Genomic DNA, 14,612 nt, shown 5'->3' with positions numbered 1-14,612 from the left:
CCATGGATCCACGGGACGCTATCCGTCTACTACGCGACCCGGCGGCATCTTTTGGCAACGATGTGTCGATGCGCATCGCGGCCTGCATTGAACACCAGTCGCGTGAGCTGGCCCAACTACGGCAGCTACAGCTTCAGTTTGGCAGTCACCAAGACGATCGCTATCGTCGCCTCGTTGACCTGATGGATGAATGCGACGCCATGGGCGCGCACCCCAACCGGGCCGCGCGGGAGTTTGCCGCGCGCGTGGCGAACTTCCTGGTGCTGGACGCAGCAATCGAGGTCCGCTCGACATGACCCGACATCCGTTGTTCACCTGGTTGCAATGCAGCGCCTGCCAACAGTGGCTGCCCGCCACGTCGGAGTTCTTCGCTGCTCGCGCGCTCTCGGGCTCCCTGCGCCGCTTCCGGTGTCGTGAGTGCACCGCGCGAGGGCAGCTCATGCGGCCCGCGCCCGGCCTGACGCAGGACATTGATGCCGAGCACGCCTGCGTCCGCTGCGGCCAGCTCTGGCCGCTCTCAAGCGAGTTTTTCCGCCCGCTGTCGCACCACCCGGGGCAACTGCATAGCGTGTGCCGCGCCTGCGAGAGCGAGGCGCGTCGCGCGAGCAGGCTGCACACGGTGTCCGCTGCACGCGAGAGCGACATGATCGCGCCGCTGCTCACCGGCGCTCATTTTTTCCAAGGTTGAGCGAGATGACTTTGCCCGCCAAAAATCCTTCAGCAACAGCCGGCCGAGCCCGCCTGATCAAGATCATCCATGTGGCTCGTCGTGACTTGGAGCGCGCTGGCCATCTGGATGAGCCGGGTTACCGAGAGATCCTGCGTGCCGCATCAAACGGTAGGCACGAATCGACGGCCGACATGAACTACTCGTCTCTCAAGGTGGCGCTGACACGTTTTGAAAAAGCAGGTTTTCGGGTGCGCAGCACTGCCAAGGCACGCCCGATATCCGCTTCGCCAGAAAACGCCAAGGTCCGCGCGCTGTGGCTGTTCTTGCATGCCCTTGGGATCGTCAAGGACCCCAGTGAGCAGGCCCTGGCCGCCTACGTGAAGCGCATCGCGAAAGTTGATGATCTGCGATGGGCACGTGGCACGCGGCCCGATTTGAACACCCCGCGCTACCGCACGGAACTGCTGATCGAAACGCTCAAGAAGTGGGGCATGCGCTATCTACCGGCGATCGTGGCGGACCTTCTCAGCGAGGCGGTCGAAGCCGCCAGAGCTGGTCAGCTCTCCAAAGACCAGGCCGACCTTGCGCTCAAGGCTCAATTCACGCTGCGAGACGGTCAAGGCTTCGACAAGCACTGGGACGCTTGGGAATACCTCATGAAGGCGCTGGGTCGCCCGATTCCTGGGCAGCGCCCTGACGCGCCTGCCGATGCGGAGGCCCCCGTTGAAGAATGAAATCTCTCGGGCATTGCTCAAGCGCCACGAGCTGCTTGCCGAGCTGTGCGACGTGGTCGAACGCGAGCTCGTGGACTTGGGCACTCCTGCGGACACTGCTCGGATCGTGGGGGCCGCAGTGGTGGATTTCCTGAGTTGCTATTGGGCCGGTCAGGTGGTTTCTTTCCCCAAGGATGAGTACTATCGGCTCACCCTGAAAGAGCTGGAAGCATGGGACATGTACACCGGCAACAACCTTGATCAGGTCGCCCGCCACTTCATGATGACCCCGCGCGGCATGCGCAAACTGCTGCGCCGCATCGGCGAGCGCATCAAGGCCCAATGCAAGGCCCAGGCTGCACCAGGGCAGGGTGACCTGCTTGGCAAGCCAGAGCCCGAAACCGAAGAACTCTGATCCCCGGCGCGGCGATTACACGGATTGCAACGTCGTTGCATTTGCCCGTTTCGTTCCGTTCCGCCTTGTTCCCGAAAATCCCAGTTTTCGCGCCGTTCCCTCTTTACTTTTCTCACTTCGTTTCAAGGCTAGCGTCCCCCAAGGCCGAGCCATCTGGCCTCACAGCCGCTGCCATGGTCGGCCCTCTCCAGCAGAACTTTCCATGTGTCCGCAAGCTATATTGGTATTACCAATAACAAAATACAAGGTAAATTCCATGATTTTTAAGTGTTTACCCTGGCATTTTTGATAAGAAATAGCCGACAAAATCGCGATGTGTTCGCTGGCATGGCATTTTGGTCGTACCAATGAATACGTAGCTTCCCATGTCGGAACCACTCGTTCGAAGCCTCCGATACCCCTCTTTTCCCATCCTGACGGAGACAACTTTCCATGAAACCATCACTCAAGGCCCTCGCCCTCGCCACCCTGCTCGCGGGAGCAGCCACCGCCGCCTCGGCTCAGGAGACCGTGCGATGGGGCGTCCCGATGTCTTTTGGCGCCAACCTCACGGCCCTTGGCGACACCATGCCGTGGGTGTCCGAGCAACTGAAGAAAGTGACGGGGGGCAGCGTCAATCTCCAGGTGTTCGAGCCCGGCAAGCTGGTACCCGCGTTGGCGGTCTTCGACAGCGTCTCGACGGGCAAGGTCGAGGCCGGGTACAGCTGGATGGGCTATGAAATCGGCAAGGTGCCGGTCTCGGCGCTCTTCGGTGCGGTTCCGTTCGGGATGGAAACCCCGCAATTCATCGCCTGGATGTACTACGGCGGCGGTGACGCGCTGCTCAAGGAGGCGTACAAGCCGCACAACGTCTATCCCATCCTGTGTGGCTCGATCAGCCCCGAGGCGGCGGGCTGGTTCCGCAAGGAAATCAACACCCCCGAAGACCTCAAGGGCCTGAAGTTCCGCGCGGCGGGCCTGGGCGGCAAGATCTACCAGAAGCTCGGCGCCTCGGTGACCATGCTGCCCGGCGGCGAGCTGTTCCAGGCGCTGGAAAAGGGCGTGCTCGACGGCACCGAGTTCTCGCTGCCCACGGTGGACGAACAACTGGGTTTCGCCAAGGTGGTAAAGAACTACTACATGCCCGGTTGGCACCAGCCGTCGACCAACCAGTTCCTTTACGTGAATATCGCCGCCTGGAACAAGCTCAAGCCGCAGACACAGGCCCAGATCGAGACCACCTGCACCGCGGGCGTCGCCATCTCGCTGGCCAAGGCAGAGGCGTTGCAGGGCAGCGTGCTGGCGAAATTCGAGAAGGAAGGCGTACAGGCCCGCCAGTTCAACAAGACCATGCTCGATGCCTTCGCACAGGCGTCCCGCGAGGTACTCGATGAAGAGGCGGCCAAGGATGCAACCTTCAAGAAGGTGCTCGAGAGCATGAATGCCTTCCAGAAGCAAAACGCCCAGTGGCACCACCTGGGCTACCTGCCGCGCGACTACCAGTAACCCGGTCGCGCCGCCGCGGGCGCTTGCGCCGCGGCGGCAAGGCCACTCACGAGTTCTCATCCATGGCAACACATTCTCACGACGCCCAGGCCCTGTTCACCGGGCCTTCCGGCATCGCCTTGCCCACCACGGGCTTTTCGCGCACCGTCGATCGCCTGATCGACCGGGTGGGCGAAGCAGCCTCGGTGCTGTGGACCGTGCTGGTGGCCGTCATCGTCCTGCAGGTGGTGCTGCGCTACGTCTTTGGTATCGGCTCCATCATGCTGGAGGAAGTCCAATGGCACCTGTACGCGGTCGGCTTCATGCTGGGCCTGTCGTTCACCGAGGTGCATGAACGCAACGTGCGCATCGATGTCATTGCTGAAAAATTCCCCTACCGGGTGCGGCTGTGGATCGAGTTGCTGGGCATCGCTCTGCTGCTGCTCAGCTTTGCGGTGCTGGCCATCTGGTTCAGCGTGCCCTTCGTGGTCACGTCCTGGCAGCTTGGCGAGATATCCGCCGCGCCGGGCGGACTGCCGTTTCGCTGGGCGCTCAAATCCTTCCTGATCACCGCCTTCGCACTGCTGGCGCTGGCCGGCCTGGGCCGCCTGACGCGCGTCTGGGCGGCGCTGCGCCACTGCGCCGCCTCCCCCGCAACCAGCCGTTGAAGCAGCGACCAACCATCATGCCGTTCTACGAAATCCTCTCGCTCACCTTGATGGCGAGCTTCATCGTCTGCCTGTTCCTGGGCTTTCCGGTGGCCTGGCTGCTGGCCGGCGTCTCGGTGCTCTTCACGGCGCTGGCGATCACGCTGACAACCCAGTTCGGGATGGACACCTTCCTGCTGACCAGCTGGGTCAAGTTCTCCGGCATCATCGACCGCTTCGACGCCATCATGTCCAACTGGGTGCTGGTATCGCTGCCGATGTTCGTCTACATGGGCCTGATGCTCGACCGCTCGGGCGTTGCCGACGTGATGATGCGCAATTTCGTCAAGGTGTTCGGTGGGATCCGCGGCGGGCTGGGGCTGACGGTGATCGTCATCGGCATCCTGCTGGCTGCGTCCACTGGCATCGTCGGCGCTTCGGTGGTGCTGCTGGCGATGCTGGCAATGCCGATCCTGCTGCAGCACAACTATTCCAAACCGATCGCCTCGGGCCTGGTGGCGGCGTCCGGCACGCTGGGCATCCTGATCCCGCCGTCCATCATGCTGGTGCTGATGGCCGACCAGGTCTCCACCTCCGTGGGCGATCTGTTCATGGGGGCGCTCATCCCCGGCCTGCTGCTCGGCACGCTGTACATGGTGTACGTCGTCGCGGTCGGTTTCATCCGACCCGACATCGTCCCGCCGCGCCCGGCCAATGCCGAAAAGCTGACGCTGGCGCAGGTAGGCGTAGCCTTCCTGTCGACACTGCCAACCTTCGGGCTGATCCTGCTGGTGCTCGGCTCCATCTTCTTCGGCATTGCCACACCCACCGAAGCCTCCGGTCTGGGCGCGGCCGGGGCCATGGTGCTGGCCGCGATCAACCGCAAGCTGAGCTGGCAGGTGATCCGCCAAGTGGGCGTGGAAACCACGCTGACCACCAGCTTCATCTTCGCCATCTTCATCGGCGCGACGGTGTTCGCCTACGTGCTGCGCATGATTGGCGGCGATGAGCTGATCACGGAATTCTTCAAGGGCACGGGCCTGGGCCCGACGGGTCTGGTGCTGCTGGTGCTCGCGGTCGTGTTCGTCGCCGGGTTCTTCCTCGACTGGTTCGAGATCGTGCTCATCATCCTGCCGCTGCTGGCCCCAGTGATCAAGCTCAATGGAACCGACATGACCTGGTTCCTGATCCTCATCGCCCTGATGCTGCAGACCTCGTTCCTGACGCCGCCGGTCGGTTTCTCGCTGTTCTACCTCAAGGGCGTGGTGCCCGCCGGCGTGACCATACGCGACATCTACATCGGGATCATCCCCTTCGTACTGCTGCAAATGGCCATGGTGGCGCTGTGCCTGCTGTTCCCGCAGATCATCCTGTGGCTACCGCAGCAGATGTACGGCGCTCCGGGAGGATGATCCGTCCACCGGCACGGCAGCCGGTTTACGTGGATGATTCCCGGACATGAAGCACCCGCAAGCAGAAAACACGCCCGCCATGCGCCTGGCCGATCACGTCGTCGAGAAAGTGCTGGCCCTGGTGCAGTCGCGCCGACTGCAGCCCGGACAGCGGCTTCCCGCCGAGCGGCGGCTGGCCGAGGATCTCGGCGTCTCGCGCACCTCCGTGCGCGAAGCGATCCAGAAACTCACCAGCCAGGGCATATTGGCTTCGCGCCGCGGCGACGGCACCTACCTGCAGACCCATCCGACGGCCGAATGGCTGCGCGGCGCGATGGAGCCGCTGGCAGGGCTGATCGATTCCGATCCGCACTACCGCTACGATGTGCTGGAGACGCGGCATGCACTCGAAACCAGTACCGCCTGGCTGGCCGCGCAGCGCGCCACGGCGCAGGATAAGACGCATATCCGGCGCTGCTTCAACGTCATGCTCCAGTACCAGCGAAGCGGCCACGCCGAACTGGCCGCGCGAGCCGATGCGCAGTTTCATCTGGCGATTGCCGAAGCCTCGCACAACCTGGTGCTGGTGCAGGTGATGCACAGCCTGTTCACCCTGATGTTGTCCACCGTCGAGCGCAACCGCCTCGACATGTTCCGGCTCAGCGCCCCGCAGACGCTGCAGGAGCTGACGCAACAGCACGAGGACCTGATGCTGGCCGTTCTGGAAGGTGATCCGCAACGCGCACGATCGAGCATCGGCGTGCATCTGGAACACGTGCGCGCAACCATCGTGCGGCTGGACGAAGACGCCGCCCGGCGCGAGCGCTCGATGCGCCTGCCGGTGGACCTGGCGCCCACGCTGCTGCCCGATACCGAACCACCACCAACCGACGCAGAGTCATCGCAATGATCATCTCCTCAGCCGCCGACTACCGCCCGGCGGCACGAAAATTCCTTCCTCCATTCCTGTTTCACTACATTGACGGCGGCGCCTATGACGAGTGGACGCTGCGACGCAACACGCAGGATCTCTCCGAGGTAGCCCTGCGCCAGCGCGTGCTCAAGGACATGAGCCGGCTCGACACCAGCACCGAACTGTTCGGTGAACGGCTGGCCATCCCCGTGGCGCTCGCACCCGTGGGGTTGACCGGCATGTACCGTCGCCGCGGCGAGGTGCAGGCGGCGCGCGCAGCCGATGCCCATGGCGTGCCGTTCACCATGTCCAGCGTCTCGGTCTGTCCGATCGAGGAGGTTGCTCCCCGGATCGAGCGGCCCATGTGGTTTCAGCTCTACGTGCTCAAGGATCGCGGATTCATGCGCAATGCGCTGGAGCGCGCCCAGGCGGCGGGCTGCTCGACCCTGGTGTTCACCGTTGACATGCCGGTGCCCGGAGCGCGCTATCGCGATGCGCATTCCGGCATGAGCGGCCCGTACGCGGCACTGCGCCGCTACCTGCAGGCCATGCTGCATCCACGCTGGGCCTGCAATGTCGGCCTGCTGGGCCGCCCGCATGACCTGGGCAATATCTCCGCCTACCGCGGCAGCCCCACGAGCCTGCAGGACTACATGGGCTACCTGAACGCCAACTTCGACCCGTCCATCTCATGGAAGGACCTCGAATGGATCCGCGCGTTCTGGAAGGGTGCCATGGTGATCAAGGGCATCCTGGACCCCGAAGACGCCCGGGACGCGGTGCGCTTCGGAGCCGATGGTATCGTCGTCTCCAACCACGGCGGACGCCAGCTCGACGGCGTCCTGTCCTCTGCGCGTGCGCTACCGGCCATCGCCGAAGCAGTCAAGGGCCAGATCAAGATACTGTTCGACTCCGGCGTGCGCAGCGGCCTGGATGTCGTGCGCGCGCTCGCGCTCGGGGCCGACGCAGCGATGATCGGCCGTGCCTACGTCTACGCACTGGCCGCTGCGGGTGAAGCCGGTGTCGCGCAGCTGCTGCAATTGCTGGAAAAGGAAATACGCGTCGCCATGACGCTCACCAGCGTCAGCAAGATCACCGAGATCACCGCCGATTTGCTGGCACAGCAGGCATGAGTGCCACGCCTGCCACCACGGCGCACGCAACTGACACACTCCTGGCGCAGCTGCGCAAAATCGTCGGACGCACCCACGTACTGACCGGCCCGCAAGCCACGCGGCGTTTCCGCAAAGGTCACCGCACGGGGCAGGGTCCGGTTCTGGCCGTGGTCCGCCCGGGCAGTCTGCTGGAGCAGTGGAAGGTGCTGCAGGCAGCCGTCGCAGCCGATTGCATCGTCATCATGCAGGCCGCCAATACCGGCCTGACGGGCGGCTCCACGCCCGATGGCAGCGAATACGACCGGCAGGTCATCCTGATCAACACCATGCGCATCAGCGGCGTGCAGATCATTGCCGACGGTGCGCAGGTGGTCTGTCTGCCCGGCGCGACGCTCCATCGCCTGGAGCGGGAACTCGCCGCGTTGCAGCGCGAGCCGCATTCGGTAATCGGCTCCTCGTGCATAGGTGCCTCGGTGCTGGGCGGCATCTGCAACAACTCCGGCGGTGCGCTGGTGCGCCGCGGCCCGGCCTATACGGAGCTGGCGCTCTACGCCCGCGTGGACGACCGCGGCAGGCTGGAACTGGTCAACCATCTGGGCATCGCGCTGGGCACTACACCCGAAGAAATCCTCACGCGCCTGCAAGCCGGCGACTACACCGAGGCGGACATCAGCCATGATCCACGGCATCCGGCATCGGACAAGCACTACGCCGAACACGTGCGCGACGTCGACGCCGACACTCCGGCGCGCTTCAATGCCGATCCGTCGCGCTTGTTCGAAGCTTCAGGCTCGGCCGGCAGGTTGTGCCTGTTTGCCGTCCGGCTGGATACCTTCCCCAGGGAAACCGGCACGGTGTTCTACATCGGCAGCAACACACCCGATGACCTGACTGCGATCCGCCGCCACCTGCTGACGGGTTTGCCCAGCCTGCCGATCGCTGGCGAATACATCCACCGCACCGCCTACGATATCGGCGAACGGTATGGCAAAGACACGTTCCTGCTGATCAACCATCTCGGTACCTCCTGGATGCCGGCGGCATTCGCGCTCAAGAGCCGCATCGACGGCTGGCTGGAGCGCCTGGGCCTGTACGGCGCCACCGATCGCCTGCTGCAAGCGATCACCCGGCTGCTACCCGCCCATCTGCCTGCACGCATGGGGCAATGGCGCGCACGCTACGAACACCACCTTCTGGTGCGCGTGTCCGACGATGCGGTACCGGCCACGCGCGAATTTCTGGCACGCCTGTTCACCGCAGGCAGCGCCGGGGACTGGTTCGAGTGCACCCCCGAGGAAGGACGCAAGGCATTCCTGCACCGCTTCGCCATCGCCGGAGCGGCGATTCGCTACCGCGCCGCGCATCGTTCGGAGATCGAGGACATCGTCGCACTGGACATTGCCCTTCGCCGCAATGACCGCGACTGGGTGGAGCAGCTTCCCGCCGACATGCAGCGCGACATCGTGCACCGGCTGTACTACGGCCATTTCCTGTGCCACGTCTTTCACCAGGACTACATCGTCAGGAAGGGAGTGGACCCACTCGCCATGGAACAGCGCATGTGGGCGTTGCTCGACACACGCCGGGCCGAATACCCGGCCGAGCACAACGTCGGCCACCTGTATGCCGCCAAACCGGAACTGGCGGATTTCTATCGCTCGCTGGACCCGAGCAACACCTTCAACCCCGGCATAGGCCACACGACACGCCTGCGCAACTGGCAACCGTGCTGCAATGAACCCGGGCACTGGCCCCGAGGGTACTCGGAGCCAGCGCAAGACTGACGGGCCGCCCCTGCGGCGAGAATAGTTCTCGCATCCTGGCCCGAGACATCAAAATGGCACGGCGCGCCGGGGCGCGAATTGCGACCGACCTGCGAGATCTTTGGCCACGCGCGGTTTCGTGCAGGTGCTGGCGCCGCAGCAAGGCGCGGCGGCGCGCCTCAATGCGCGTGCGCGCCAGCTGCCGGCTCGCGCGCGAGCACGTCCGCCAGCTTGAGCACCTGCATGCCGGTATGCCCCCAGAAGCGCTCCAGCGCAGGGGCACGCTCGAGCAGCAGGCGCTGCACCAGCGGCTCCATGGGGGTGGTCGCGGGTTCGGCCAGCAGCAGGTAGCGCGCATCGGACAGGTCACGCGCGCCCGAGGCCACTTCGTTGATCTGCGCCACCCAGTCCAGCTGCAGCAGCACCTGCAGCACCGCGGCCAGTTGCGGCTCGCCCGCGTTCAGCAGGCGCGACAGCTGCGCGCTGGTCAGGCCCCGGTGGGGCCGGGCCAGCGCCGCCTGCAGTTGCTGCAGCACCTGCACCGCGAGCGCGAACGGCGCCTGGTCCTGCGCATCCGGATGCGCCAGCGCGGTGCGCAGGCGCGGCACGTAAGCCGCGATCACCGCTCCCAGCAGCACGATCACCCAGACCATGTACACCCACAGCAGCAGGATGGGCAGCGTGGCAAAGGCGCCGTAGATCAGCGAATAGGTCGGCACCGATGCGAGGTACAGCGCCAGTCCCTTCTTGGCCACGGCCACGCACAGCGCGACGAACACGCCGCCAGCCAGCGCGTGGCGCCAGCGCACCGTGGTGTTGGGCACGTAGTGGTAGAGCGCCGACATGCCGCCGGCCATGACCAGGAATTCGATGCTGGCGAACAGCAGGCGCACCCCGCCGGGCAGCGAGCCGCCGATGCGATGCGACGCGGCCGAGGCGACCGAGGAGGTCAGCATCAGGCCGCCGGCGAGCACCAGCGGGCCCAGCGTCATCGACGCCCAGTAGATCAGCACGCGCTGGCCCAGCGGGCGCAGGCGCGGCACCCGCCAGATGGTGTTGAGCGTGCGGTCTATCGTGAGGATCAGCGCCAGCGCCGTGACGATGAGAAAGAAGAAGCCCACCGCGCCCAGGCTGCTGGCCTTGGCGGCGAACTGCATGAGGTAGTCCATGACCGGGCGCGAGATGTTCTCGGGGAACAGGCTCTGGGTGAGCCAGGTCTGCAGCACTTGCTGCATCTCGGCGAAGATCGGGAAGGCGGAAAAGATCGCCAGCACCACGGTCAGGAAAGGCACCAGCGCCAGCAGCGTGGTGTAGGTCAGGCTGGCGGCGGTCTGGCCCAGGCGGTCTTCGCGGTAGCGCTCGGCCATCAGCAGGGCCACCCCCTGCCAGGGAAAGTGGCGCAGCCGGCGCAGAACGTGATCGACGGTGGCGCGGGTGAATCTCATCGCCCGTATGATCCCAGATTCCGCCGACCATGCCGACCACGCCGCCCATCTCCGCCGCACCGCCGCCCCTGGTGGTACTGAGCCAGACCCTGGCGATCACGGCCCTGACGCTGCTGATCGTGCTGTGCCTGGCCTGGGAGCTGTGGCTCAGCCCCCTGCGCCCCGGCGGCTCCTGGATCGCACTCAAGGCGCTGCCCCTGGCCCTGCCGCTGGCGGGCCTGCTCAAGCGGCGCATGTACACCTACCGCTGGCTCAGCCTGCTGCTGTGGCTGTACTTCACCGAAGGCGTGGTGCGCGCCTGGAGCGATCCCGCCCCCAGCCGCTGGCTGGCGCTGATCGAAATCGCCCTGAGCCTGCTGCTGTTTGCCGCCTGCGTGATGCATATCCGCCTGCGCCTGCGCGCGGCACGTCCCTCTCGACCGGAATTGCATGACTCCCGAACCTCTCCTTGAAGCGCTGCGCAGCATCGTCGGCGCAGACCACGTACTCACCCAAGGCAAGCTCTGTGCCTGGGAACAAGACTGGCGCCGCCGCCGCCAGGGCAAGGCCTTGGCCGTGGTGCGCCCGGCCAGTACGGCCGAGGTGGCCGCCGTGGTGCGCGCCTGCGCCAAGGCGGGCACGGCGCTGATCCCGCAGGGTGGCAACACCGGCCTGTCGGTGGGCGCGACGCCCGACGACAGCGGCACGCAAATCGTGCTCAGCCTCACGCGCATGAACCGCATCCGCGCGATCGACCGCGACAACCTCACCGTGACGGTGGAGGCCGGCTGCATCCTGCAGACGCTGCAGGAATACGCCGACCAGCATGGCCTGCTGTTTCCGCTCTCGCTCGCGGCCGAAGGCTCGTGCACGGTCGGCGGCAATCTCGGCACCAACGCCGGGGGCACGCAGGTGGTGCGCTACGGCAATACGCGCGAGCTGTGCCTGGGGCTGGAGGTCGTGACGGCGCAGGGCGAGGTCTGGGAGGGCCTGTCGGGTCTGCGCAAGGACAACACCGGCTACGACCTGCGCCACCTCTTCATCGGCAGCGAAGGCACGCTGGGCGTGATCACCGCCGCCACGATGAAGCTCTTTCCCAAGCCGGTGGCCGATCTCACCGCCTGGGCCGCCGTGCCTTCGATGGCAGCCGCCGTGCGCCTGCTGGGCCTGGCGCACCAGCACCTGGGCGCATCGCTCACCGGCTTCGAGGTGATGGGACAGTTCGCGCTCTCGCTCGTCGCGCGCCACATGCCGCAGCTGCGCGTGCCCTTTGCCGCCATGCAGGGGGCGCCCTACTGCGTGCTGCTGGAAAACGCCGACAGCGAATCGGAGCAGCACGCACGCGAACGCTTCGAGCACCTGCTGGAGCACGCACTCGACGAGGGCTGCGTGCTCGACGCGGTGGTGGCCGAGAGCATCGCCCAGGCCCGCGAGCTCTGGCACGTGCGCGAGAGCATTCCGCTGGCCCAGGCCGAGGAGGGGCTGAACATCAAGCACGACATCTCGGTGGCCGCCTCGCGCATCCCGGCCTTCGTCGAGCACACCGATGCGCTGCTCACGCGCGAGATCCCCGGCGTGCGCCTGGTCAACTTCGGCCACCTGGGCGACGGCAACCTGCACTACAACGTGCAGGCGCCCGAAGGCGACGACGGCAAGGTCTTCCTGCGCGAGCAGGAGGCGCGCGTGAACCGGCTGGTGTACGACGCGGTGGCGCAATTCGGCGGATCGTTTTCGGCCGAGCACGGTGTGGGCCAGCTCAAGACCCACGAACTGGAGCGCTACGAGCCGCCGGTGGCGCTGGCGATGATGCGCGCGATCAAGCAGGCGCTCGATCCGCAAGGCATCATGAATCCAGGCTGCGTACTCTCCAAACCATAGCTGCTTGCGCCCGCCACACAAGCGCTAGAGCCCAATTTCATGCTTGAAACTGAACGCCCCGTCCGCTCCCAGTACGAAGACCTGATGCGCCACGTCTACGAACACGGCGTGGCCAAGGGCGACCGCACCGGCACCGGCACGCTGAGCGTCTTCGGCCACCAGATGCGCTTCGACCTGGCCGAGGGCTTTCCGCTGGTCACGACCAAGAAGGTGCATCTCAAGTCCATCATCCACGAGCTGCTGTGGTTCCTGCGCGGCAGCGGCAACGCCCGCTGGCTGCAGGAAAGGGGCGTGACCATCTGGGACGAATGGGCCGACCCGCACACCGGCGATCTCGGGCCCGTGTACGGCGTGCAGTGGCGCTCCTGGCCGGCGCCGGGCGGTGCGCACATCGACCAGATCGCGCAGGTCGTCGAGCAGCTCAAGAGCAACCCGGACAGCCGGCGCATCATCGTCTCGGCCTGGAACGTGGCGGACCTGCCCCGGATGGCGCTCATGCCCTGCCATGCGCTGTTCCAGTTCTATGTGGCCGAAGGCAAGCTCAGCTGCCAGCTCTACCAGAGGAGCGCCGACATCTTCCTGGGCGTGCCTTTCAACATCGCCAGCTACGCGCTGCTCACGCACATGCTGGCGCAGCAGTGCGACCTCGGCGTGGGCGACTTCATCTGGACCGGCGGCGACTGCCACCTGTACAGCAACCACCTCGAGCAGGTGCGCACGCAGCTGGCGCGCGCGCCCTACCCTTACCCGGTGCTGCACATCCAGCGCAGGCCCGCGTCCATCTTCGACTATGCCTACGAGGACTTCGAGGTGCAGGACTACCGGCACCATCCGGCGCTCAAGGCACCGGTCGCCGTCTGATGCCAATTGGGGCTAGGCTTTGGCCCCTGACGTTTGAGGAGATCACCATGTCTGAACAAGGCTACATGCCGGGCTTCGGCAACGAGTTTTCCACCGAGGCCCTGCCCGGCGCGCTGCCGGCGCGCGGCAATTCACCGCAGAAGGCGCCCTACGGCCTGTATGCCGAACAGCTCTCGGGCACCGCCTTCACCGCACCGCGCCATGCCAACCGGCGCTCCTGGCTGTATCGCATCCGCCCGGCAGCGGTGCAGGAGCCCTACGAGCCCTGCGACATCGCGCCGCGCTGGCTCAGCCACTTCGACGACGTGCCCACGCCGCCCAACCCGCTGCGCTGGGACCCGCTGCCCCTGCCCGGCCCGAGCGCGGAAGTGGACTTCGTCGACGGCATGACCACCATGGGCGGCAATGCCGGCTGCGCGGTCCACATCTATGCGGCCAACCAGTCCATGGGCACGCGCTACTTTCACAACGCCGACGGCGAACTGCTCATCGTGCCGCAGCAGGGACGGCTGTCGATTGCCACCGAGTTCGGCCTGATCGAGATCGAGCCGCAGGAGATCGCGGTGATTCCGCGGGGCGTGCGCTTTCGCGTGGATCTGCCCGAGGGCCCCGCGCGCGGCTACGTCTGCGAGAACTACGGCGCCCATCTGCGCCTGCCCGATCTGGGCGTGATCGGCTCCAACGGCCTGGCGCACCCGCGCGACTTCCTCACACCCGTGGCGGCCTACGAGGACAAGGAAGGCAGCTTCGAGATGGTGGCCAAGTTCCAGGGGCGCCTGTGGCGCGCGCCCATAGGCCATTCGCCGCTCGACGTCGTCGCCTGGCACGGCAACGGCGCACCCTACAAATACGACCTGCGCAAGTTCAACCCCATAGGCTCGATCAGCTACGACCACCCGGACCCGTCGATCTTCCTCGTGCTGCACGCGCCCAGCAGCACGCCGGGGGTGGACACGCTGGACTTCGTCGCCTTCGCGCCGCGCGTGCTGGCCATGCTCGACACCTTCCGCCCACCGTGGTTTCACCGCAACATCGCCGGCGAATTCATGGGCCTGGTACACGGCGCCTACGACGCCAAGGCCGAGGGTTTTGCCCCGGGGGGTGCGTCGCTGCACAACTCCATGATCGGCCACGGACCGGATGCCGGCACCTTCGACAAGGCCAGCAGCCACGACACCAGCCAGCCCGATTACATCCGCGACACCATGGCCATCATGTTCGAGACGCCAGTGGTCATCCAGGCCACGCGCTTCGCACTGGAGTCACCCCAGCGCCAGCGCCGCTACCACGAATGCTGGACGGGGCTGAAGAAGCACTTCGACCCCGCGCGCCGCTAGGGCCCCGGCGGGCAGATACGG

General features: G+C 65.7%; 15 protein-coding genes. 14 read left to right on the top strand and 1 reads right to left on the bottom strand.

Annotated features, from left to right (window positions below; genetic code table 11):
- Positions 1-2 precede the first annotated feature (2 nt).
- The 10 genes from FOZ74_RS15050 to dld all read left to right on the top strand — a co-directional run bounded on the left by FOZ74_RS15050 (position 3) and on the right by dld (position 9,112).
- The gene (locus FOZ74_RS15050; RefSeq protein WP_146913828.1) at positions 3-296 is read left to right on the top strand and encodes a hypothetical protein; all 294 of its coding nucleotides are present in this window, start codon (positions 3-5) and stop codon (positions 294-296) included.
- Positions 293-688 (top strand): hypothetical protein, encoded by a 396-nt coding sequence (locus FOZ74_RS16170; RefSeq protein WP_146913827.1) that lies wholly within the window; start codon positions 293-295, stop codon positions 686-688. Before FOZ74_RS15050 ends, FOZ74_RS16170 begins: the two co-directional genes overlap by 4 nt.
- A gap of 5 nt (positions 689-693) precedes the next feature.
- The gene (locus FOZ74_RS15040; protein WP_146913825.1) at positions 694-1,404 is read left to right on the top strand and encodes a regulatory protein GemA; all 711 of its coding nucleotides are present in this window, start codon (positions 694-696) and stop codon (positions 1,402-1,404) included.
- Complete coding sequence (locus tag FOZ74_RS15035) at positions 1,394-1,798, top strand: Mor transcription activator family protein (protein ID WP_186764615.1); 405 nt, start codon at positions 1,394-1,396, stop codon at positions 1,796-1,798. The genes FOZ74_RS15040 and FOZ74_RS15035 overlap by 11 nt, the downstream gene beginning before the upstream one ends.
- A 432-nt stretch (positions 1,799-2,230) precedes the next feature.
- Positions 2,231-3,283 carry a TRAP transporter substrate-binding protein gene (locus tag FOZ74_RS15030; RefSeq protein WP_146913822.1) on the top strand — a complete coding sequence of 351 codons (1,053 nt, stop codon included), beginning with the start codon at positions 2,231-2,233 and terminating at the stop codon, positions 3,281-3,283.
- A gap of 62 nt (positions 3,284-3,345) precedes the next feature.
- Positions 3,346-3,930, top strand: a complete 585-nt coding sequence (locus FOZ74_RS15025) for a TRAP transporter small permease subunit (RefSeq protein WP_146913820.1) — start codon at positions 3,346-3,348, stop codon at positions 3,928-3,930.
- A 17-nt stretch (positions 3,931-3,947) separates the two neighbouring features.
- Complete coding sequence (locus FOZ74_RS15020) at positions 3,948-5,321, top strand: TRAP transporter large permease (RefSeq protein WP_146913819.1); 1,374 nt, start codon at positions 3,948-3,950, stop codon at positions 5,319-5,321.
- Positions 5,322-5,400: 79 nt separating this feature from the next.
- Positions 5,401-6,210: a transcriptional regulator LldR gene (gene lldR, locus FOZ74_RS15015; protein ID WP_146914227.1), complete on the top strand. Its 810-nt coding sequence runs from the start codon at positions 5,401-5,403 to the stop codon at positions 6,208-6,210.
- Positions 6,207-7,346 carry an FMN-dependent L-lactate dehydrogenase LldD gene (gene lldD, locus FOZ74_RS15010; RefSeq protein ID WP_146913818.1) on the top strand — a complete coding sequence of 380 codons (1,140 nt, stop codon included), beginning with the start codon at positions 6,207-6,209 and terminating at the stop codon, positions 7,344-7,346. The genes lldR and lldD overlap by 4 nt, the downstream gene beginning before the upstream one ends.
- Entirely contained in the window at positions 7,343-9,112 is a 1,770-nt protein-coding gene (gene dld, locus FOZ74_RS15005) for a D-lactate dehydrogenase (protein ID WP_146913817.1), read from the top strand. The genes lldD and dld overlap by 4 nt, the downstream gene beginning before the upstream one ends.
- A 158-nt stretch (positions 9,113-9,270) precedes the next feature.
- Here dld and FOZ74_RS15000 read toward each other — a convergent pair whose 3' ends face one another.
- Positions 9,271-10,536, bottom strand: a complete 1,266-nt coding sequence (locus FOZ74_RS15000; RefSeq protein WP_146913816.1) for a YihY family inner membrane protein — start codon at positions 10,534-10,536, stop codon at positions 9,271-9,273.
- Positions 10,537-10,565: 29 nt separating this feature from the next.
- Here FOZ74_RS15000 and FOZ74_RS14995 point away from each other — a divergent pair, with 29 nt between their 5' ends.
- Genes FOZ74_RS14995 through hmgA form a run of 4 tightly spaced genes read left to right on the top strand, consistent with a single transcriptional unit; the run spans position 10,566 to position 14,591 of the window.
- Positions 10,566-10,988, top strand: coding sequence for a DUF2069 domain-containing protein (locus FOZ74_RS14995; RefSeq protein ID WP_146913814.1), 423 nt, complete (start codon positions 10,566-10,568; stop codon positions 10,986-10,988).
- Positions 10,966-12,393, top strand: coding sequence for an FAD-binding oxidoreductase (locus FOZ74_RS14990; protein ID WP_146913813.1), 1,428 nt, complete (start codon positions 10,966-10,968; stop codon positions 12,391-12,393). The genes FOZ74_RS14995 and FOZ74_RS14990 overlap by 23 nt, the downstream gene beginning before the upstream one ends.
- Positions 12,394-12,432: 39 nt before the next feature.
- Positions 12,433-13,254 (top strand): thymidylate synthase, encoded by an 822-nt coding sequence (locus FOZ74_RS14985; RefSeq protein ID WP_146913811.1) that lies wholly within the window; start codon positions 12,433-12,435, stop codon positions 13,252-13,254.
- 47 nt (positions 13,255-13,301) lie between these two features.
- Positions 13,302-14,591 (top strand): homogentisate 1,2-dioxygenase, encoded by a 1,290-nt coding sequence (hmgA, locus tag FOZ74_RS14980; RefSeq protein WP_255437666.1) that lies wholly within the window; start codon positions 13,302-13,304, stop codon positions 14,589-14,591.
- Positions 14,592-14,612 lie beyond the last annotated feature (21 nt).

It is taken from the genome of Comamonas flocculans, from assembly GCF_007954405.1.
Lineage (GTDB): Bacteria > Pseudomonadota > Gammaproteobacteria > Burkholderiales > Burkholderiaceae_C > Comamonas_C > Comamonas_C flocculans.
The sequence above is the reverse complement of the archived record's forward strand: the minus strand, read 5'-3'. Positions and strand labels throughout refer to the sequence as shown.